A 19970-nucleotide genomic window follows, 5' to 3' on the forward strand; every position below is an offset into this window, starting at 1 on the left:
CCGGTATAAAAAAAGCCACCTCGCGGTGGCTTTTTTCGTATCAGCTATTGGTGGGCGGTGCTGTGAAGCGTTCAACATCACGCTCGTTGGCACTTTCCGTCACCGTTGACTCCATGGCCTCTTTAAGCCCCTCTAGCCGCTTCTTCTCGGCTCGACGTGTGAAGTACCAGGCCAGGAAGGTAAACAGCGAGACCGCTAGCAGAATCAGGCTGGCAATTGCGTTGATTTCCGGCTTCACACCCAGACGCACAGCAGAGAAAACCTCCATTGGCAAGGTAGTCGAGCCAGGGCCGGATACAAAGCTTGCAAGTACCAGATCGTCCAGCGACAGCGCAAAGGACATCATCCCACCTGCGGCCAGCGAAGGCGCAATCATTGGGATGGTGATCAACATGAACACCTTCCAGGGACGCGCGCCTAGATCCATGGCTGCTTCTTCAATGGACAGGTCAAGCTCACGCAAACGCGCCGATACGACAACCGCTACATAAGAGGCGCAAAAGCTGGTATGGGCGATCCAGATCGTCACCACACCGCGATCCTGCGGCCATCCAATAAGTTGAGCCATAGAGACGAACAAGAGCAGCAGCGACAGGCCGGTAATCACTTCAGGCATTACCAGCGGCGCCGTTACCAAGCCACCAAACACCGTACGGCCACGAAAGCGCGGGATACGTGTCATTACGAATGCTGCCAGAGTCCCTAGGATCACCGAGGAGATCGCCGTGTAAAAAGCGATCTCCAGCGAGCGCCCTACAGCGCCCATAAGCTGGCTATTGTTCAGGAGCCCCGCATACCAGTGCACCGACCAGCCACCCCACACGGTTACCAGCCGCGAGGCGTTGAACGAGTAGATCACCAGAATGACCATCGGCAGGTAGATGAACAGCAAGCCCATTACTAGCATCAGGTTCGTGAACTTCAGGCCTCTCATAGCTTGCCCTCCAGTTCCTTCGCCTGATTCCTGTTAAACAGGATGATAGGCACGATCAGGATAATCAGCATGACAACCGCCAAGGCCGACGCTACGGGCCAGTCGCGGTTATTGAAGAACTCCTGCCACAGTACTCGACCAATCATGAGTGTTTCCGGCCCACCCAAGAGTTCTGGAATCACAAATTCACCCACTGCCGGAATGAATACCAGCATGCAGCCCGCAATGATCCCATTCTTGGACAATGGCACCGTAATCCGCCAAAAGCTGGTAAAGCGGCTAGCACCAAGGTCGGAAGCGGCCTCCAGCAACGTTAGATCGTGCTTTACCAGATTGGCAAACAACGGCAGGATCATGAATGGCAGATAGGAATAAACAATCCCCAGGTAGACCGCAAAGTTCGTATTGAGCAGGCGCAGGGGTTCATGAATCACACCGATAAACATCAGGAATTCATTGATCAGGCCATTGGTAGACAGCAGTCCCATCCAGGCGTAGACCCGGATCAGAATGGCCGTCCAGGTAGGCATCATGATCAGGAGAAGCAGAACCGTCTGCACATCCTTACGCGCCCGGGCTATTGCATAAGCCATGGGATAACCCATGAACAGGCAGATCAACGTGCTGATGCCGGCAATTTTCAGCGATCCTAGATAAGCCTGCAAATACAGCGGATCTTCCGTGAACATCAGGTAATTCCCGAAATTCAAGGCGATATCCAGCTGCTGGTCGGCATAGGTCAGCAGTTCGGTATAAGGCGGAATCGCGACGTCCGCGATGGAGAAACTGATCTTCAGCACAATGGCGAACGGTAGCAGGAAGAACAGGATCAGCCATGAGAAAGGCCCTGCCAATACAAATCCTCGCCCTAGGCGAAGACCTGTCAAGCGTGCAATCAAAACGCTTAACAGCATGTAAATGATGAGCCCTGCAAACAGATAGGCCAAACCTTCCGTTACTTGCCAGATGGCAGTGCCTAGCGACCAAACTACATCATGAAAGGTAAGCGTTACGTCATCGGCAGATGACGAGAACGATATTAGATTCCTAACCCACATGATAAGAACGGCCAATATCACTACACCGATCACAGCGGCGACTTGAGCCGCCGAAGGTCGATGCAGCCAGCGCCTAGGTATCAGCGGCTTCGAGGAAGTGTTGAGACTCATGATTGCAGTACCACGCCACTGTCATCTTCCCAGTACACCACGACAGGATCGTCCCACGTCGGGCGCTTGCCCAGGCGTACGGCGTTAGCGATAAAGCACTGGACCAGTTGTCCAGACTCCAGTTTGATGTAGTACACCGAATGCCCGCCCAGGTAGGCGATGTCGTGTACCGTACCATTCAACCAGTTGTAATTCGGATGCTCATGATCATCCGGCAGACGGCTGGCCATCAGGAGCTTTTCCGGGCGAATCGCATAAGTCACACGCTTGTCTTCAGCACGGGTACTGATACCGTGACCTACGTAGATATGCCGTTCGAACTGAGGCGAGGCAATAATGGCGTGATCTGCATCATCCTCAATGAGTTCACCGTCGAACAAGTTCACGTTACCGATGAACTCACAAACCAGACGACTGGCTGGAGTCTCATAGATATCCATCGGGCTACCCACCTGCGCAATCCAGCCCAGGTGCATAATCGCGATGCGCTGAGCCATGGTCATGGCTTCTTCCTGGTCGTGCGTCACCATTACGCAGGTCACACCCACACGCTCGATAATCTCTACCAGCTCCAGCTGCATCTGCGAACGCAGCTTCTTGTCGAGTGCACCCATCGGTTCGTCGAGCAGTAAAAGCTTGGGTCGCTTGGCCAGCGAACGGGCCAGAGCCACCCGCTGGCGCTGGCCACCGGATAGCTGGTGCGGCTTGCGCTTGGCATATTGAGTCATATGCACCAGCTTGAGCATCTCGGTCACGCGCTGGTTAATCTCTGCCTTGGGCAACCTGTCTTGTTTCAAGCCGAACGCAATGTTCTGCTCGACCGTCATGTGCGGAAACAGGGCATAGGACTGGAACATCATATTGATGGGCCGATCATACGGCGGTATATCCGTGATGTCCTGTCCGTCCAGGAAGATCCGTCCCTCGGTTGGCCGCTCAAATCCCGCTAGCATACGTAGCAGCGTGGATTTACCAGAACCGGAGCCACCAAGCAGCGCAAAGATTTCGCCTTTATTGATGGTCAGCGATACATCATCAACTGCCACCGTTTCATCAAATTTCTTGGTTACCCGATCGATCTTCACCAGCACTTCTTTAGTCTGCTGAACACCGGTCACGGCTTTTTTAAAGGCACCGGAGGCTATCGCCATTATTTACTCCCCAGGGGTCTTGAAATCCTGTCTGACAGCCATGGCATGAGGTTCTAGGGTCGGTGCGGAAAACCCCTCCGCCGTTCTTGCCCTAGCGCCGACCGTGCCTCTTTTCACCTTGTTACCAGACAGGCATGCAGCCTGGCTCACTGGCCAGACTATCGAATTTGGAACGCTATTTACCGGATTTGATCCGGGTCCAACTGCGTGTACCAATCCGCAATATCTGCGGAGGTAATTCCGCCATCACGTACAACTTGTCCATAACCTCTTGAGGCGGGTAAACCTTTTCGTCCTGGCGCACAGCCTGATCCATCAGTTCGCCTGATTTAGGATTAGGGTTAGCGTAGCCAACAGAATCGCTCACCTTGGCAATCACTTCAGGCCGCAGCAGATAGTTGATAAACGCATATGCTTCTTTCACATTGGACGCATCCTTGGGAATGGCTAGTAGGTCAAACCACAGGTTTGCGCCCTCCTTGGGAATGGCATAAGCGATCTTGACGCCCTTGCCGGCCTCCTCGGCACGTGATGCCGCCTGGAAAACATCTCCCGAATAGCCAAATGCTACGCAGATATTACCGTTTGCCAGGTCAGAGACGTATTTCGAGGAATGGAAGTACGTTACATACGGGCGAACCTGCAGGAGCTTCGCCTCAGCTTTCTTGTAATCGTCAGGATTTGTGCTGTTAGGGTCGAGGCCCAGGTAGTTCAACATGGCCGGAATGACTTCATCCGGCGAATCCATAAAAGAGACGCCGCACTTGGTCAGCTTCTTCATGTTTTCCGGCTCGAACAGCACGGCCCAGGAGTCAATCTTGTCGGTGCCAAGCACCTCTTTGACCTTGTCGACATTATAACCAATGCCGTTGGTTCCCCACAGGTAGGGCACACTATGCTCATTGCCCGGATCGTTGGTCTGCAGCTGCTTGAGCAGGGCAGAATCCAGATTCTGCCAATTGGGTAGCTGGCTGCGGTCCAGTTTCATGAAGGCGCCAGCCTTGATCTGCTTGCCCAGGAAATGGTTGGACGGCACCACCACATCGTAGCCGGTTCGACCAGCAAGGAGCTTGCCTTCGAGGGTTTCGTTGGAATCGAACACATCATAGATCGGCTTGATTCCAGTTTCCTTCTGGAAGTCCTCCAGCGTGGTTTCACCGATGTAATCGCTCCAATTATAAATATGTACGACTTTCTCGGCGTGGGCCAATGGGGCAAAGGCCAGCGCAGCGGCAGTGGCAAGCAGCGTCTTACGAAGGGAAAGAAACACTCGGTCGTCCTCTTGGTTAGTGGCCAGTCCATACCTGACTGTGCGGCCGATTTCCTTGTTAATAATCTATAAATGAATTACAGGTTTGACGTGACAGTTACGCCAACAAGAGCCATTGACTCCCCCTGGAAAGCATCCGGAAATAGGCCTGCGTCAGGAATACCGCAGCCCCTTGGAATCATAGCGATCACAGGAACTGACAACAGCGCATTGGTTTATTGCACGGCCTGCTATACAACGGGCCGCGTTGATACAGGATGAACATGGAAATGTCACGGACAAACTGATTTTTCGTTTGGGCGCAGCGTATCGCTACTACAGCCAGACTCGATATCAGGTCAGATAGTTGCTGCGTCACAGACATACCCTGTCCTTCCGAACAAGCCCTCCCGGCAGGTACCGGAAGGGCTTGTGAGTCGCTTACTTGCCAGACTTGATCGTTGTCCAGGCACGCGTCATGGCACGCTGTACCTTGGCTGGCAGGTCCGGGAAGGCATACAGCTTGCTCATGACTTCCTGGGTTGGGTAGATACCTGGGTCGTTGCGAATTTCGTCGCTGACCAGTGCTGTGGCTTCCTTGTTGCCGTTCGGGTACTGAACGTAGTCGCTAACCGCGGCAATGATTTCCGGCTTCATGATGAAGTCGATGAATTTATAGGCGCCTTCGGTATTTGTTGCATCCTTTGGAATGGCCATCGTATCGAAGAACGTGCCGGCGCCTTCCTTAGGAATGTTGTACTTCACCGTCACGCCGTTGTTGGCATCAGTAGCGCGGGCCTTAGCCTGAGCGATGTCGCCCGAATAGCCGACCGCCACACAAACGTTACCGTTGGCCAGATCCGAAATGTACTTGGACGAGTGGAAATAGGTAATCGACGGGCGAATCTGCATAAACAGATCCTGAGCCGCCTTCAGCTCGCTGGTATCCTGGCTATCGGGCTTGTAGCCCAGGTAATGCAGGCCGGCCGGAATGATTTCGGTCGGCGAGTCCAGCAGCGCCACACCACAGCCCTTGAGCTTGGAGATGTTTTCCGGCTTGAAGATCAGGTCCCACGAATCCACCGGGGCGTTGTCACCCAGTGCAGCCTTTACCTTGTCAGGGTTGTAGCCAATACCGATAGTGCCCCATAGATAGGGAATGGCATACAGGTTACCTGGGTCGCTAATCTCAAGGGCCTTCATCAACTGGGGATCGAGGTTTTTCCAGTTGGGCAGCTTGTTTCTGTCCAGCGTCTGATAGACGCCAGCCTTGATCTGCTTGGCCAGAAAAGAGTTGGAAGGAACGACCACATCATAGCCCGACTTGCCCGCCAGCAACTTGGCTTCCAGTACTTCGTTGCTGTCATACACGTCATAAACCACCTTGATGCCTGTTTCTTTCTCGAACTTGGCAATGGTGTCTTCAGCGATGTAATCGTTCCAGTTGTAAACGTGCAGAACTTTGTCGTCTGCCATCGCGTGACCGGCAAAGGCGCCAGCCAGACTAAGTGCGAGCAGTGTCTTGCCAAAAGCTTTCATGCGGAAATGCTCCTAAACAGGGTCGTATAAGTATTCCGGAGGAGGCTTTTTGGAACCTCCCCTGGTGCGTCTGGCCAACGCACCGGCGCAGTCTGGCAAGGTCTGGCGCATGGCTCAAGAGCGCGCCACCATTCCTTTTGATTTTTGCCATCACCCAGGGTGCTTATCTGTCAGACAAACAGCCCTGGATGCTCGTTCTGCTCGCGACTCGTGTTAACTACCGGTGCAAGTCGGCAGCAGTCAGATCCAGGCACTTGCGTACCAGCATCATCAGCTCATCGATCTGTTCAGGCGTAATGACCAGCGGTGGTGAAATGATCATGGTATCCCCCACTGCGCGCATGATCAGGCCATTGCGGAAACAATGTTCCCGACAAATCATGCCTGCCTCACGGCCCGTGAAGCGCGCCCGTGTCTGCTTGTCCTGTACCAGCTCCAGCGCAGCTACCATGCCAATGCCCCTCGCCTCGCCTACTAACGGGTGATCGGCCAGCGTCTGCCAGCATTTCTGCAAATAAGGTGCCGTTTCGCTTTTAACTCTCGCGATAATGCCTTCGTCGCGCAGGATACGGATATTTTCCAGCGCCACCGCTGCTGCCACCGGGTGCCCCGAGTAAGTAAAGCCGTGATAGAACTCGCCGCCCTGGTTCAGCACCTCGACAATCTCGTCCCTGACAATCACCCCTCCCATCGGGATATAGCCTGAGGTCAGCCCCTTGGCGATGGGCATGAGGTCAGGCGTCATACCGTAATGCTGGCTGCCGAACCATTCCCCAGTACGCCCGAAACCACAGATAACCTCATCGGAGATGAACAAGATGTCGTATTTCGCGAGGATTTCGCGAATCCGCGGCCAATAGGTCTCTGGCGGAACGATTACACCTCCAGCACCCTGGATCGGCTCGGCAATAAAGGCGGCAACCTTATCTTCGCCCAGCTCCAGAATCTTTTTCTCCAACTGATCGGCCACCTGAATCCCAAACTCGTCCGGGCTCATGTCGCCACCCTCACCATACCAGTAAGGCTGATCAATGTGCTCGATTCCTGGAATTGGCAGGTCGCCCTGTTCATGCAAGGCCTTCATGCCTCCCAGGCTCACGCCGGCAACGGTTGACCCGTGATAGCCATTCCAACGGCCAATGATGACCTTTTTCTGCGGCTGCCCCTTGGTCGCCCAGTAATGGCGAACCATGCGCAGCACAGTATCGTTGGACTCCGACCCCGAACCCGTAAAGAAAACGTGGTTCATGCCCTCCGGGGCAATATCTGCAATGGCCTTGGCCAGTTCGATGGCTGGCGGATGCGCTGTCTGGAAGAAGAGATTGTAGTAAGGCAACTCTCGCATCTGCCGGGTAGCAGCCTGAACCAGCTCCTCGCGTCCATAACCAACGTTTACACACCACAGCCCGGCCATTCCATCAAGGATGCGATTGTCGTCGCTGTCCCACAGATAGATGCCTTCGGCACGCGTGATGATGCGCGAACCTTTCGCGTTGAGCTGCTTGTAATCCGTAAAGGGCGGCAGGTGGTGGTTCCGGCTGAGTGCCTGCCAGTGTGCGGTACGCTCGCTGACGGTCCTGTCGTTCATAACACCTCCTGGGTTGAAATGCGCCGGCTGCACCGGCGCGGTCAGGTCATACGCTCATCAACAGGAACTCACGCTCCCAGGAACTGATGACCCGTTTGAAGTTTTCATGCTCGGCACGTTTGACGGCCACATAGCCTCGCGTGAAACGTGTGCCCAGGTATTGCTCTATGGTCACAGACTGTTCCATACGCTCCAGGGCCGCCTCCAATGTCAATGGCAGACGCAGGTTGCGCCGCTCGTAGCCGCGCCCCTTGACCGGAGCGCTAGGCTCAATGCCCTCGATCATGCCGAGATAGCCACACAAAAGGCTGGCAGCCAGCGCAAGGTATGGGTTGGCATCTGCACCTGCCAGACGGTTCTCCACGCGACGATTCTGTGGGTCCGAGTCAGGTACACGCAGACCTACGGTGCGGTTTTCTTCACCCCACTCCACGTTTACCGGAGCAGAGGTGTCTGGCAGGAAGCGACGAAACGAGTTCACATTGGGGGCGAACAGCGGCAAGGCTTCGGGAATGTATTTCTGCAACCCGCCGATGTGATGACGGAACAGCTCGCTCATCGTGCCGTCGTCTTCCGAAAACACCGTCTTGCCTGTCTTCAGGTCCACGACGCTCTGGTGCAGATGCATCGCGCTGCCGGGCTCACCGGTCATGGGCTTAGCCATGAAGGTCGCGGTAACGTTGTGCTTCAAGGCGGCCTCGCGCATGGTCCGCTTGAATACAATGATCTGATCCGCAAGATGCAGGGCATCGCCATGACGGAAATTGATTTCCATCTGGGCAGTGCCCTCCTCGTGGATCAAGGTATCCAGGTCCAGTTTCTGAAGTTCGCACCAGTCGTACATATCTTCAAAGAGCGGATCGAACTCATTGGCAGCATCGATCGAGAATGACTGGCGGCCCGTCTCCTGGCGGCCGGAACGACCTACCGGAGGCTGCAGGGGATAATCCGGATCATCGCTACGCTTGGTGAGATAGAACTCCATCTCGGGTGCAACGATCGGTTTCCAGCCTTTATCGGCATACAGCTTGAGCACCTTCTTGAGGATGTTACGCGGAGATAGCTCGATCGGGCGACCCTGCTTGTCGTAGGTGTCGTGAATGACTTGCGCCGTGGGCTCGATGGCCCAGGGCACGACAAAGACAGCATTTTCGTCGGGCCGGCAGAGCATGTCGATGTCGGCCGGATCGAGAAGCTCATAGTAGATATCATCCTCGACATAATCTCCCGTCACGCTCTGTAGCAGAACGCTCTCCGGCAGGCGCATGCCCTTCTCATTGATGAATTTCGAGGTAGGCGAGATCTTGCCGCGGGCGATGCCGGTCAGGTCGGAAATCAGGCATTCGACTTCGGTGATCTTGTGTTCTTTCAACCACAGGGTGAGCTGGTCAAGCTGGTTAGCCATAAAGACCTCAAGGTTTTGGAAAACCTGCCCGAAAGGTGTTTGGACTTACCGTCCAGGCAGGATGATACGGCGGTCAAAGACCGTCGTCAGCGCTGCCCGGCCCGCTGCCGGCAGGCATCGCCAAAGGCGTTGAAAATCGCCAGGTAATTCGGATTGGAGCCAACTTGCCACTCAGGGTGCCACTGCACCCCAACGGCAAAGGCTTGTGCCCCCTCTACAGAAAACGCTTCCACCAGACCATCAGGCGCCAGAGCTTCAGCTCTAAGCCCTGACGCCAGACGCTCGACTCCCTGGCCATGCAGCGAGTTGACCTGGAACTGCTCGGGCAAGCCCATGCGCTCAAGTACCCCGCCCGACTGGACGTGAACGGCATGACTGGGGGCATATTGGATATCGAGCGGATCATCCGGCTGCTCACGATGATCCGCAAATGGCCCTGCTTCATGGACCTTTTGATACAGGCTGCCTCCCATAGCCACATTCATCTCCTGAAAGCCGCGGCAGATGCCAAGAATAGGAACGCCAGCATCTACGGCTGCCCGTATCAGAGGAAGGGTGGTGCGGTCACGCTCGGGATCATGGGAGGTGCCCGGTGCACTGGACGGCCCCCGGTAATGATGAGGCTCCACATTGGAAGGCGAGCCGGTAAACATCAGCCCATCAAGGCGCTTGAGCAACGTGGGCTGATCGAGAAGATCAGCCAGTGCGGGGATGACCAGTGGCAGGCCACCCGCCCCCGTTACGACGGCGCGCAGATACTTGTCGCCGGCTATATGGAAGGTATGCAAACCGATCTGCTTGGTGCAGGCGGTCACGCCGATCAACGGCAGGCACGACATGGGACACCCGTTACGTTTGCCATGGCTGGATGACTTTGAGAGTAGTCTTGTTCATTTTTTTCCACAACCGTTCTTTAAGAACTGCCTATGCAGTCTGTGCACTCCTCTTCAAGCGGCGCGCTGCGGGCGATCAAGCGGAGCCCTCTGCCCCAATGAAAGGCCTTGATGCGGCCTTCAAGCACCAACACAGAGCAAAGTTGACTTTAGGTGCCCTTTCGGATTGACTCCTAGGAGAAGTCCCCCGCTGATTGATATTTTTAACAACTATAGGTGTTGCATCATGTCGGTACCCCCGCGTGCCGTTCACTTGAATGAAGCGACCGACTTCCTCCAGGCACATCCTGAAGTGCAGTTCGTCGATCTTCTGATCTCGGACATGAACGGCGTGGTGCGTGGTAAACGCATCGACCGAAACAGTCTACCCAAAGTCTTCGAAAGAGGAATCAACCTACCCGCCTCCCTTTTTGCTCTCGACATCACCGGCTCTACCGTAGAAAGCACAGGCCTTGGCCTTGATATTGGTGACGCTGACCGCGTCTGCTACCCCATCGCCGGAACGCTCTCCATGGAGCCCTGGCAGAAGCGTCCTACCGCTCAACTTCTAATGACCATGCACGAAATGGAAGGCGCGCCATTCTTCGCCGATCCTCGCGAAGTGCTGCGTCAGGTCGTCGAACGCTTTGCTCAGATGGAACTGACGGTTGTTGCAGCCTTTGAGCTTGAGTTCTACCTGATCGACCAGGAAAACATCAATGGTCGGCCCCAGCCGCCCCGCTCGCCTATCTCAGGCAAGCGCCCGCAGTCCGTTCAGGTCTACTCCATTGATGATCTCGATGAGTATGCTGACTGCCTGCAAGATATTATTGACGGCGCTCGTGCCCAGAATATTCCAGCCGATGCGGTTGTGGCAGAGTCCGCCCCAGCCCAGTTCGAAGTTAACCTCAACCATGTGGCCGACCCGATCAAAGCATGCGACTACGCGGTGCTGCTCAAGCGGCTGATCAAGAACATTGCCTACGACCATGAAATGGACACCACCTTCATGGCCAAGCCTTATCCTGGGCAGGCAGGGAACGGTCTGCATGTGCACATTTCACTGCTGGACAAGAATGGTAACAATATTTTTACGAGCGAGGATCCCGAGCAGAACGCCGCGTTACGTCATGCCGTCGGCGGTGTGCTCGAGACCCTGCCCGCCTCGATGGCCTTTCTATGTCCCAACGTGAACTCCTACCGCCGCTTCGGCTCGCAGTTCTACGTACCCAATGCACCGAGTTGGGGGCTGGATAACCGCACCACGGCCCTGCGTATCCCCACCGGTACACCGGATGCCGTACGGATCGAGCACCGCGTAGCGGGTGCTGACGCAAACCCTTATCTGCTCCTGGCAGGCGTGCTTGCGGGTATCCATCACGGCCTGATCAATAAGATCGAGCCTCCGCCAGTAACAGAAGGCAACTCCTACGAGCAGCATGAGCAGAGCTTGCCAAACAACCTGCGCGATGCTTTGCGGCAACTGGACGACAGCGAAATCATGGCGCGGTATATCGATTCGAAATACATCGATATTTTCGTAGCTTGCAAGGAGCATGAGCTGGAGGAGTTCGAGCACTCTATCTCGGATCTCGAATATAACTGGTATCTGCACACCGTTTAGCGTGCTGGTTTTAGATAACGGCCGCTCGTCCTCGCCGGGCGGCCATTGTCTATATGCGAGAACGCCGTCACAATTTGCTGCTTTTCGTACCGTCCTGGCCTTAAATCCAAGGAAGGTCCCATGATGGAACACAAGGAGTTTCCATGCGAAAGCTGCTCATGGCATTGGCCATTCTCCCTTTGTTTGCACAGGCCGAAGAGGTCTTGCATGTGTATAACTGGGAAGATTACATCGACCCGCAGGTCATCAGTGATTTCCAAAAAGACACAGGCATTCGTGTCGACTATCACACCTTCGCCTCATCTGAAGAGGCCAATGCGGTGCTCGATAGCAACACACCCGTCGATGTCTATTCCCCCTCCCATGATGAAATCAAGCGCCTCATCCGGGAAAACAAGCTTCAAAAGCTCAATTCGGAGCAGCTGCCTAACACCGGCAAACTAGACCCGTATGTTTCAGGCATCCTGAACGCCGTTGATCCGGGTAACCGTTATGCGGTCCCCTACCTATGGGGCGCGGTAGGCTTGGCAATTAACGTTCCCAAAGCACAGGAAGCCTTTGGCGGCCCGCTACCGGAAAGCTGGAGCGTGCTGTTTGATCCAGAGCAGATCAAGCGTCTTTCCAAATGCGGAGTCAACCTGCTGGACGATCCTATCTATGTTGCTTCGATCCTGATGAACTATCAGGGCAACATTCCCGAGCGCAGCTCTCCCGCGCAGATGGAGAAAATCGCCAAGGACCTGATGAGCATTCGCCCCTACGTTCGCTCCATCGATAACGACGCCACGGTTGATGCCTTCAAAAATGGCCAACTGTGTGTAGCCATGGTGTACAGCGTAGGGGATGCAATCAATGCCCGTAAGGCAGGCCAGCCGGTCAGCTATGTCGTGCCACAGGAAGGTACCTATGTGTTCGTGGACACGCTGGTTATCCCCAGTAAATCACGCAATGCTGAACTGGCGCACCGCTTCATCAACTATGTGATGAGCGCTCGGTCCCTGGCCCGTATCACCGAAGAGACGTCCTATCCAAACGCCAACCCGGACTCGATGAAGCTGCTTTCGCGGGAGCTTCAGAAAGAGGAGGCCCTCTATCCCAATGGAGCACTGCGCCGTCGATTGTTCGCCTTGATTCCACCCCCAATCGAAGCCCGTAAAACATTCGAAGGCCTCTGGCAGACGTTCAAGGCAGCCCGCTAGTACACCAGGTCAAAGACTTAGTGAGCGTTGAACTGGGTCCAACGGCTGGCCAGCCATGAAGAGGGCTTTATCCGGTTCTGACGAAACGCACTATGCTAGAGCAGGCGTCGTCAGAACTGGGCCGACCTTCAAGCCATGACACCTATAGAGTCATGGCCCGTCAACCGGTACTAGCAGTTACCAACGTATCCAACAGGCCTTGGCAGCTGCTTAGCGGATATCAGCAGAGCAGGACTTGGCACGTTTCAGCCTTTACGACGTCGCCAGAGTGGTGGGTCCGCTGCCTTTCCTGCGTTATCCCTTCTTTCTTAGCGTAGCGCTGCTGCCTGAGACCACCTGCGACACTCATATAGCGTCTCGTGCCGGCCTGCAGGCACGGCTTGATCATGCCATGGCGCTGGGTGATTGCCTCTGTGTCAGATCGATTCAGCAATATGGCATTATCACGGCTATTGGCAGCAGAAAGCTCTTGAGTCTCACTGCCTATCCCAATCTTTACCTTCCGCCTTATGTGCCAAGCGAACGGAAGCGGTCCAGCCAAACAGTTATCAGTTGATTCGATATTTCTCTGCCCATTTATTGTGTGCATAACCGATACGGCTTAAATTCATTTTTAAGCCGTCTATTTATCCGCTATAAAGCACGCCTTCGCCCGTTGACATATTGTCTTGACGGTAGTGGTAATTGAATCTGCTACCGTTATTGGTATGTCCTGCTTATTTGTGACCGTAACCCAAACCTCTACGGTCCGCTCAAACCCTTCATGGAGAATTGCAATCATGAGTCTGCTCGCCTCGACACCTCGCGCCGAAGGCTTTCGTATGCCTGCGGAGTGGGAGCCCCAAAAGCAGGTCTGGATGATCTGGCCCGAGCGCACAGACAACTGGCGCCTCGGTGCCAAACCAGCCCAACTGGCCTTCGCCGAAGTGGCACACGCCATTGCACGCTTCGAGCCGGTGACGGTAGGCGTTTCAGCCGCGCAGTTCGACAATGCCTGTGCACGCCTCAATCACCCTGCCATCCGTGTCGTTGAAATCAGTAACGACGATGCCTGGGCGCGCGATACCGGTCCGACCTTCGTTACCAACGATCAGGGCGAAGTACGCGGTGTGGACTGGACCTTCAACGCCTGGGGTGGCCTGGTAGGTGGATTGTATTTCCCCTGGAAGCGGGACGATCAGGTTGCCAGTAAAATCCTGATGATGGAAAGCTGCCCGCGTTACCGGACCGAAGACTTTGTGCTGGAAGGCGGCTCTATTCATGTCGATGGCGAAGGGACGCTTATCACAACAGGCGAGTGCCTGCTCAATCGCAACCGTAACCCGCATCTGTCCCAGCGTGAAATCGAAGCGATCCTAAGTGATTATCTTGCTGTGGACAAAGTCATCTGGTTGCCGGACGGCCTGTATAACGACGAAACCGATGGCCATGTGGATAACTTCTGCTGCTATGTACGCCCTGCTGAGGTCTTGTTGACGTGGTGTGATGACGAAAACGACCCGAACTATGCGCGCTGCCGAGCAGCGCTCGAAGTGCTGGAAACCAACACCGATGCCAAGGGCCGCACCTTTACGGTACACAAAATTCCAACGCCCGGCCCGCTGTACGCGTCGGATGAAGAATACGAAACCGTAGATGCCTCAGTGGGTAGCCAACCGCGTAAGTCGGGCGAGCGCCTGGCGGCCTCGTATGTCAATTTCCTGATCGTCAATGGAGCCATCATCGCACCGACGTTCGATGTTCCAGAAGATGCCGAAGCCCTGGAAGTCCTTCAACGCTGCTTCCCGGAACGCGAGATTGTTCAGGTCCCAGGCCGCGAGATTTTGCTAGGGGGCGGCAATATTCACTGCATTACCCAGCAACAGCCAGCGCCTAGATCGCGAAGCTAAACATTCGCCTTCACTGCGCTTATGAGATCCGGGGCCTTGCATAAGGCTCCGGTTTTTTTGCGTGAGAAAACGATGGAAGCATAACGGGGCTCCTCCTGATAGAGCTGAATTGTCCGCCTGGATGTAGTGTCAATACTCATACGATGCTCTACAGCAAGCCTATAAGACACACCCCAACGGACCCATCACATGAATGTTCTTCTCGTACTGACGTCCCACGATCAACTAGGCAATACAGGCAAAAAAACCGGCTTTTGGCTGGAAGAATTTGCGGCGCCCTATTACGTATTCAAAGACGCTGGTGCCACGTTAACGCTAGCTTCACCCAAAGGAGGCCAGCCTCCTCTTGATCCGAAAAGCGATGAGCCGGAAGCGCGGACAGAAGCGACAGAACGCTTCCGTAATGATCCCGCCGCACAAGAGGCCCTTGCCAATACGGTAGCACTCGCAAGCGTCAAGGCGGACGACTACGACGCTGTCTTTTATCCAGGCGGCCATGGCCCCCTCTGGGATTTGGCAGAAGATCAGAACTCCATCGCGTTGATTGAAGCCTTTTACACCGCTGACAAGCCAACGGCTTTGGTTTGCCATGCGCCCGGTGTACTGGCCAACGTTAAAGACGCTGCTGGCGAGCCCCTGGTCAAAGGTAAGCAGGTAACAGGCTTTACCAACACTGAGGAAGAAGCGGTTCAACTGACCGATGTTGTGCCCTTCCTCGTAGAGGATATGCTCAAGGCCAAAGGGGGCCTCTATAGTAAGGGTGCTGACTGGGCCCCTTACATATTGACCGAGGGACACTTGATTACAGGCCAAAACCCCGCTTCTTCGGAACCGGCTGCCAAAGCATTGCTCGAGCAGCTTTCCCGGTAACCCCAAGCAGCTTGACCGGAAACGTAACGGATGAAATAAAATGCCGCCCCCTAAAAGAGGGCGGCATTTATAGATGACAAGTCATCTTGATCGGTGGCGTCATTCGCGCATCAAAGTAGCGGAATCGAGTAACTCAGCATCAGGCGATTCTCGTCTTGATCACGGGTATTTGCTACATCATTACGCCATACCGCATTGCGCCATTGAACACCCAGGCCTTTCAAGGCACCCGTAGGTACGGTATAGCCCAATGTAAAATCGCGCTCCCACTCGCTCGGGTTACTACCAGCCGCCTCGATATGATCTCCCTTCAGGTAAACTACGCCTGCTGTAAGCCCGGGCATACCTATTTGTGAGAAGTCATAGGAGTAACGCACTAGCCAAGTTCGTTCGCCTGCACGTGTGAAGTTCTGATTCTGCGAGAAGGTAATCAGATATGGCGTAGCGCCATCCCCCTGGTTCAGAAAGGGGAAATTGCTGTCTCCATTGAGCACTTGGTAACCGCCGCCAAAGGTATGACCTGCCACGCTGTACAGGAGCTGACCGCTGTACAAATCGTTATCGACCTTACCCTTCGTTACGCCACTGCCATAGTAACCATTGGAGTAGTAGCCTGAATTATGTCCATTGGCACCGTCATCCGTGCTGTGGAAGTAGCGCAAATCACTTTTTAGCATACCCGGCCCGACCTGCCAGTTATGCACTAGCCCCAGGAAGTGCTGCTTGTAATAGTCTTCAAGGTTCGCGTAGTAGTAACTGACCGTCAGGTCCTTGGTCAACGTATAGTCGCCGCCTGCAAAGTAGAACTCGTTACTACGCTCGGTACCGCCCAGAATGCGCAGACTGTCCATGTTTGAAGAATTACGCGCCTTGGAATGCTCCAGGCGACCGGCATTTAAGGTCAGACCCTCGATTTCCCTGGAGGTGATCATGCCGCCCTCAAAGGTTTGCGGTAGCATGCGGCTGTCGTTATAGGTCACGACCGGCAGCGTCGGCATCAGCGTGCCGTAACGCAGTTCGGTCTTGGAGACGCGGACTTTCGCCGTCAGGCCCAGCGTTGAGAAATTATCAACACCACTGCCACTGCTGTTAGCCGGAAAAACGCTATTGGCGTCTGTACCATGCGTACCTTTGCCAGAGTCAAGTTTAAGCCCCAGCATGCCTAAGGCATCGACACCAAACCCTACCGTCCCTTCAGTAAAGCCGGACTGGTAGTTAAGCATGAACCCCTGCCCCCACTCCTCTGCCTTAGAGGCAGATTTAGGCGCAGCCGAATCACGGTTGTCTTGGTTGAAGTAGAAATTACGCAAGGTAAGGGTAGCTTTACTGTCTTCCAGAAAGCCCGCTGCGTGAGCAGCGCTGTTTAGGGTCAGGCCAAGGCAGCTGGCAGCCATGGCTGCGGCAAGAGGTTTTACGTTCAAAAGATGCTCCACAACTCACAACAAGATCGGCTCGTACGGCCGCACGGCTAGCCGGCAAGAGAGCAGATAGATCAGCGGTTGGCTTTATAGCGCCCTGTGCTTCCAGTCCCTGGAGAGTAAGGCTGCTCGCTAACGTATCCCCTGTCGGCGACGCAAAACTAAATGTAAACAAATGTTTCGTCCATAGCACAGTGCCATCTTTTTGGGCAAAACACTTTTTCACTGGGCCGATTGAATATCCAGCGAAGGCGGTTGTTCTTGGCTAATCACAGGCTTGAAAACGCTTGCCATGACGGGTAAGCCCTAATCTGGCTAGAGTTGCGAAGGGGTATATGCGCTGCCTTAAGGCAAACCATTTTGCACTAGGTAGCGCTTTCACATGTCTACCTATCGGTACAGTTCACGCTGTGAACAGGCATAAAAAAGCCCGTCATAAAGACGGGCTCTTTTGAACCGCTCGATTAGAGCAGCGGCAGCGAGTAGCTGACGATCAGACGGTTTTCGTCCTGATCGCGCTGGCCAGGGAACTCAGAACGATACACGGCATTTTTCCATGTAACGCCCAGCCCTTTGAACGTGCCTTCAGGAATAACATAAGCGACGGAGATATCACGCTCCCACTCGCTCTTATCACCTGTTGAGTGTCTAGCGTTATCCGCGTTCAGGTAGGTAACACCTGCAGTCAGGCCTGGTACGCCAACAGTTGCGAAGTCATAGGCGTAGCGAACCTGCCAGGTATCTTCGCCAGCACGAGCAAACTTGGCAATCTGGGCATCAGTATTGATGTATGCAGAAGCGCCTTCGCCAGTGTTGATGAAGGGGAAGTCACTGGAACCGTTCGTAACCTGATAACCAGCAGCTACTGTGTGGCCAGAAATGGTGTATGCAAACAGTGCGCTATAGAGCTGGTTGTCTACCTTGCCGCGGGTACGGCCGCTGCCGTAGTAGCCAGTAGAGCCATAAAGAGCTGTTTGCGTGTCAGCATTTTTATTATTGCCCTCACCTTTGCTGTTGAAGTAGCGCAGGTCAGTTTTGAATGTACCGTCGCCTAGCTTGACGCTATGACCCAGGCCCAAGAAATGCTGGTTGTAGAAGTCTTCCAGCTGGCCAAAGTAGTACTGCAACGTCAGGTCTTTAGTGACAGCGTAGTCAGCACCTGCAAAGCGGAACTGGTTGGAATCACTAGCGGTACGGCCGCTGTTGGAGCCGCCAATTGAAAGCGATTCACTGCTGCTGGAGCCACGAGTCTTGGTGTGCTCAAGCTGACCCGCAATGAAGGTTACACCATCAATTTCCTTGGACGTAACTTGACCGCCCTGGAACGTTTGAGGCAGCAAGCGGCCATCGTTGATGGTTACAACAGGAAGCTTTGGAGAAAGCGTGCCGTAACGCAGTTCAGTCTTGGAAATTTTAGCTTTGGCAGTCAGGCCCAAGCTGCTGAACTCGTTTTCATAGCTTCCATCTGTATCCAGAGGAAAGCTACCGCTAGCACTAGGCTGACGCTCTGCCGTGGACTTGCCGACACGACCGCCGCCATCCAGGCGCAGGCCCAACATACCAACAGCATCGACACCAAAACCAACGGTGCCTTCAGTAAAGCCGGATTGATAGTTCAGCATGAAACCTTGGCCCCACTCTTCCACTTTGGAAGGGTTGGCAGAGCCATTACGGTTATCGGTGTTGATATAGAAGTTCCGCATCGAAAGCGTTGCCTTGCTGTCTTCTACGAACCCAGCAGCTTGAGCGGAGGAAAAGGAGTACAGAGACAAGCAAGCGCTGGCGACAGCCAGAGCCAAAGGCTTCTTACCCATGAAAATAGATGCTCCAAACTATTTTTGTGTTGCTACTGAACTTATCGGTTGATAAGAACAGAACTTAAGCGTAGACCACTAATAACCCCGTTTTAATGCTTTTAGGAATAAGGTTTCCCCGTCTTATTTCCTACAGCTATTAAAACTGTTATTGGTGGCCAGTTCCTTTGCAGCGAGCAAACTAAATGTAAAAAGGGTTTTAGTCTAGCCCTGAACGATTTGATCTTTACCTTGCCGCTTGGCTTTATACATGGCTTCGTCAGCACGGGCGTAAAGGGCGTCGAGTCCTTTGTCATCTTCTTTGACAACGGCCAATCCCTGACTGATCGTGACTCGTAGAGGGCCCTGGGGAGTAGGCACCATCAATTGGCGTACCGCTCGTTGCAAGCGCACCCCTATTTGCTCCGCCAGCTCTCGGTCACAGCCCGGCAAGAGCAAGGCAAACTCTTCTCCACCAATACGGCCAAACAGGTCTCCTCGGCGGATCATTTGAGCGCCACATTCGGCCACACGCTGGAGTACCAGATCGCCCATTTGATGGCCAAAGCGATCATTGATTTTTTTGAAGTCGTCAATATCGAAAAGCAGAAAAGCTAGCGGCTCAGCGGTCGTTTTAGCTAACTCAAAGGCACGCTGTGCGCTTTCGAAAAAGTGACGCCGGTTACTGCTTCGCGTCAATACATCAGTAGTGGCCAAGCGCTGGAGTTCTTCTTCCATGCGCTTTTTCTCGGTAATGTCTTCAGCAATGCCGACCACCAGGAGCGGCATACCTGCCTCACTGCGCTGGCTGACGAAACATTTATCGCTCAACCAACGGATTTCTCCATCGCCTCGAATAATGCGGTATTCACGCGACTCCATGGCGCCCTGTTGAAGCACCTGATTAAGCGTTTCCTGCACGTACTCCACATCGTCTGGATAAACGTTGTTTATCCAGACGTCATAGCTTGTCATGGCAAGCGCGATAGGTCGGCCAAAGACCTGCTCATAGGCAGGGCTTACATAGATGATTTCACCAGTCTGCCAGTTGAGTGCCCACAGGACTGAATTAACGCTCTCAAGCAGAGCGCTAAAAAGTCTTTCACGTTCCCGCAGACGCTCAGCCTCAGCACGCGAATGCAGTAACGCGAGCATTGTTTCATCCGCAGAGAGCGGACCTAGCAGCTGTTCGTCCATAATGTCGCCGTTATATCAATCCAGCAGCATAAGAACATCATTAAAATTTTCAGTTCCACTGCCTAAAAGACAA

17 protein-coding genes are annotated in these 19970 nt (G+C 54.2%); 6 read left to right on the forward strand and 11 right to left on the reverse strand.

Annotated features, from left to right (window positions below; translation table 11 throughout):
- Window positions 1-40: 40 nt before the first annotated feature.
- The 5 genes from IEX86_RS12635 to IEX86_RS12655 all read right to left on the reverse strand — a co-directional run bounded on the left by IEX86_RS12635 (window position 41) and on the right by IEX86_RS12655 (window position 6042).
- Window positions 41-934: an ABC transporter permease subunit gene (locus IEX86_RS12635; protein WP_188866486.1), complete on the reverse strand. Its 894-nt coding sequence runs from the start codon at window positions 932-934 to the stop codon at window positions 41-43.
- Complete coding sequence (locus IEX86_RS12640) at window positions 931-1848, reverse strand: ABC transporter permease subunit (protein ID WP_188866743.1); 918 nt, start codon at window positions 1846-1848, stop codon at window positions 931-933. Before IEX86_RS12640 ends, IEX86_RS12635 begins: the two co-directional genes overlap by 4 nt.
- Before the next feature lie 251 nt (window positions 1849-2099).
- On the reverse strand, window positions 2100-3254 hold the full coding sequence (gene potA, locus IEX86_RS12645; protein WP_188866487.1) for a polyamine ABC transporter ATP-binding protein: 1155 nt from the start codon (window positions 3252-3254) through the stop codon (window positions 2100-2102).
- A 175-nt stretch (window positions 3255-3429) separates the two neighbouring features.
- The gene (locus IEX86_RS12650) at window positions 3430-4500 is read right to left on the reverse strand and encodes a polyamine ABC transporter substrate-binding protein (protein WP_308423895.1); all 1071 of its coding nucleotides are present in this window, start codon (window positions 4498-4500) and stop codon (window positions 3430-3432) included.
- Window positions 4501-4944: 444 nt separating this feature from the next.
- Window positions 4945-6042, reverse strand: coding sequence for a polyamine ABC transporter substrate-binding protein (locus IEX86_RS12655; protein ID WP_188866489.1), 1098 nt, complete (start codon window positions 6040-6042; stop codon window positions 4945-4947).
- Window positions 6043-6091: 49 nt separating this feature from the next.
- Here IEX86_RS12655 and IEX86_RS12660 point away from each other — a divergent pair, with 49 nt between their 5' ends.
- On the forward strand, window positions 6092-6259 hold the full coding sequence (locus tag IEX86_RS12660; RefSeq protein ID WP_188866490.1) for a hypothetical protein: 168 nt from the start codon (window positions 6092-6094) through the stop codon (window positions 6257-6259).
- On the opposite strand, the gene IEX86_RS12665 is transcribed toward IEX86_RS12660, so the two are convergent.
- From IEX86_RS12665 to IEX86_RS12675, 3 genes are all read right to left on the reverse strand, one after another.
- Window positions 6260-7630, reverse strand: coding sequence for an aspartate aminotransferase family protein (locus tag IEX86_RS12665; RefSeq protein ID WP_188866491.1), 1371 nt, complete (start codon window positions 7628-7630; stop codon window positions 6260-6262). It abuts the gene before it with no gap.
- A gap of 46 nt (window positions 7631-7676) precedes the next feature.
- Window positions 7677-9035 (reverse strand): glutamine synthetase family protein, encoded by a 1359-nt coding sequence (locus tag IEX86_RS12670; RefSeq protein ID WP_188866492.1) that lies wholly within the window; start codon window positions 9033-9035, stop codon window positions 7677-7679.
- Between the two features lie 86 nt (window positions 9036-9121).
- On the reverse strand, window positions 9122-9874 hold the full coding sequence (locus IEX86_RS12675; protein WP_188866493.1) for a gamma-glutamyl-gamma-aminobutyrate hydrolase family protein: 753 nt from the start codon (window positions 9872-9874) through the stop codon (window positions 9122-9124).
- Between the two features lie 280 nt (window positions 9875-10154).
- On the opposite strand from IEX86_RS12675, the gene IEX86_RS12680 reads away from it, so the two are divergent.
- From IEX86_RS12680 to IEX86_RS12700, 5 genes are all read left to right on the forward strand, one after another.
- Window positions 10155-11531, forward strand: a complete 1377-nt coding sequence (locus tag IEX86_RS12680) for a glutamine synthetase family protein (RefSeq protein WP_188866494.1) — start codon at window positions 10155-10157, stop codon at window positions 11529-11531.
- A 143-nt stretch (window positions 11532-11674) separates the two neighbouring features.
- Window positions 11675-12730 (forward strand): extracellular solute-binding protein, encoded by a 1056-nt coding sequence (locus tag IEX86_RS12685; RefSeq protein ID WP_188866495.1) that lies wholly within the window; start codon window positions 11675-11677, stop codon window positions 12728-12730.
- A 235-nt stretch (window positions 12731-12965) separates the two neighbouring features.
- On the forward strand, window positions 12966-13286 hold the full coding sequence (locus tag IEX86_RS12690) for a hypothetical protein (RefSeq protein ID WP_188866496.1): 321 nt from the start codon (window positions 12966-12968) through the stop codon (window positions 13284-13286).
- A 223-nt stretch (window positions 13287-13509) separates the two neighbouring features.
- A complete protein-coding gene (aguA, locus tag IEX86_RS12695; protein ID WP_188866497.1) occupies window positions 13510-14619 on the forward strand; it encodes an agmatine deiminase in 1110 nt (369 codons plus the stop codon).
- Window positions 14620-14808: 189 nt separating this feature from the next.
- Window positions 14809-15489: a type 1 glutamine amidotransferase domain-containing protein gene (locus IEX86_RS12700; protein WP_188866498.1), complete on the forward strand. Its 681-nt coding sequence runs from the start codon at window positions 14809-14811 to the stop codon at window positions 15487-15489.
- 110 nt (window positions 15490-15599) lie between these two features.
- On the opposite strand, the gene IEX86_RS12705 is transcribed toward IEX86_RS12700, so the two are convergent.
- The 3 genes from IEX86_RS12705 to IEX86_RS12715 form a co-directional block, all read right to left on the reverse strand.
- Window positions 15600-16910, reverse strand: a complete 1311-nt coding sequence (locus tag IEX86_RS12705) for an OprD family porin (RefSeq protein WP_373290434.1) — start codon at window positions 16908-16910, stop codon at window positions 15600-15602.
- 461 nt (window positions 16911-17371) lie between these two features.
- A complete protein-coding gene (locus IEX86_RS12710) occupies window positions 17372-18721 on the reverse strand; it encodes an OprD family porin (RefSeq protein WP_188866499.1) in 1350 nt (449 codons plus the stop codon).
- Window positions 18722-18925: 204 nt separating this feature from the next.
- The gene (locus IEX86_RS12715) at window positions 18926-19897 is read right to left on the reverse strand and encodes a sensor domain-containing diguanylate cyclase (protein ID WP_188866500.1); all 972 of its coding nucleotides are present in this window, start codon (window positions 19895-19897) and stop codon (window positions 18926-18928) included.
- Window positions 19898-19970 lie beyond the last annotated feature (73 nt).

Source organism: Pseudomonas asuensis, assembly GCF_014646755.1.
GTDB lineage: Bacteria > Pseudomonadota > Gammaproteobacteria > Pseudomonadales > Pseudomonadaceae > Chryseomonas > Chryseomonas asuensis.

Excerpts from the sequence above, each read along its gene's own strand:
- IEX86_RS12685 (WP_188866495.1), top strand. The coding sequence starts at position 11,675 with ATGCGAAAGCTGCTCATGGCATTGGCCATTCTCCCTTTGTTTGCACAG.
- IEX86_RS12640 (WP_188866743.1), bottom strand. The coding sequence starts at position 1,848 with ATGCTGTTAAGCGTTTTGATTGCACGCTTGACAGGTCTTCGCCTAGGG.
- IEX86_RS12665 (WP_188866491.1), bottom strand. The coding sequence starts at position 7,630 with ATGAACGACAGGACCGTCAGCGAGCGTACCGCACACTGGCAGGCACTC.
- IEX86_RS12655 (WP_188866489.1), bottom strand. The coding sequence starts at position 6,042 with ATGAAAGCTTTTGGCAAGACACTGCTCGCACTTAGTCTGGCTGGCGCC.
- IEX86_RS12715 (WP_188866500.1), bottom strand. The coding sequence starts at position 19,897 with ATGGACGAACAGCTGCTAGGTCCGCTCTCTGCGGATGAAACAATGCTC.
- IEX86_RS12710 (WP_188866499.1), bottom strand. The coding sequence starts at position 18,721 with ATGGGTAAGAAGCCTTTGGCTCTGGCTGTCGCCAGCGCTTGCTTGTCT.
- IEX86_RS12675 (WP_188866493.1), bottom strand. The coding sequence starts at position 9,874 with ATGTCGTGCCTGCCGTTGATCGGCGTGACCGCCTGCACCAAGCAGATC.
- IEX86_RS12670 (WP_188866492.1), bottom strand. The coding sequence starts at position 9,035 with ATGGCTAACCAGCTTGACCAGCTCACCCTGTGGTTGAAAGAACACAAG.
- IEX86_RS12680 (WP_188866494.1), top strand. The coding sequence starts at position 10,155 with ATGTCGGTACCCCCGCGTGCCGTTCACTTGAATGAAGCGACCGACTTC.
- IEX86_RS12700 (WP_188866498.1), top strand. The coding sequence starts at position 14,809 with ATGAATGTTCTTCTCGTACTGACGTCCCACGATCAACTAGGCAATACA.
- IEX86_RS12635 (WP_188866486.1), bottom strand. The coding sequence starts at position 934 with ATGAGAGGCCTGAAGTTCACGAACCTGATGCTAGTAATGGGCTTGCTG.
- aguA (WP_188866497.1), top strand. The coding sequence starts at position 13,510 with ATGAGTCTGCTCGCCTCGACACCTCGCGCCGAAGGCTTTCGTATGCCT.
- potA (WP_188866487.1), bottom strand. The coding sequence starts at position 3,254 with ATGGCGATAGCCTCCGGTGCCTTTAAAAAAGCCGTGACCGGTGTTCAG.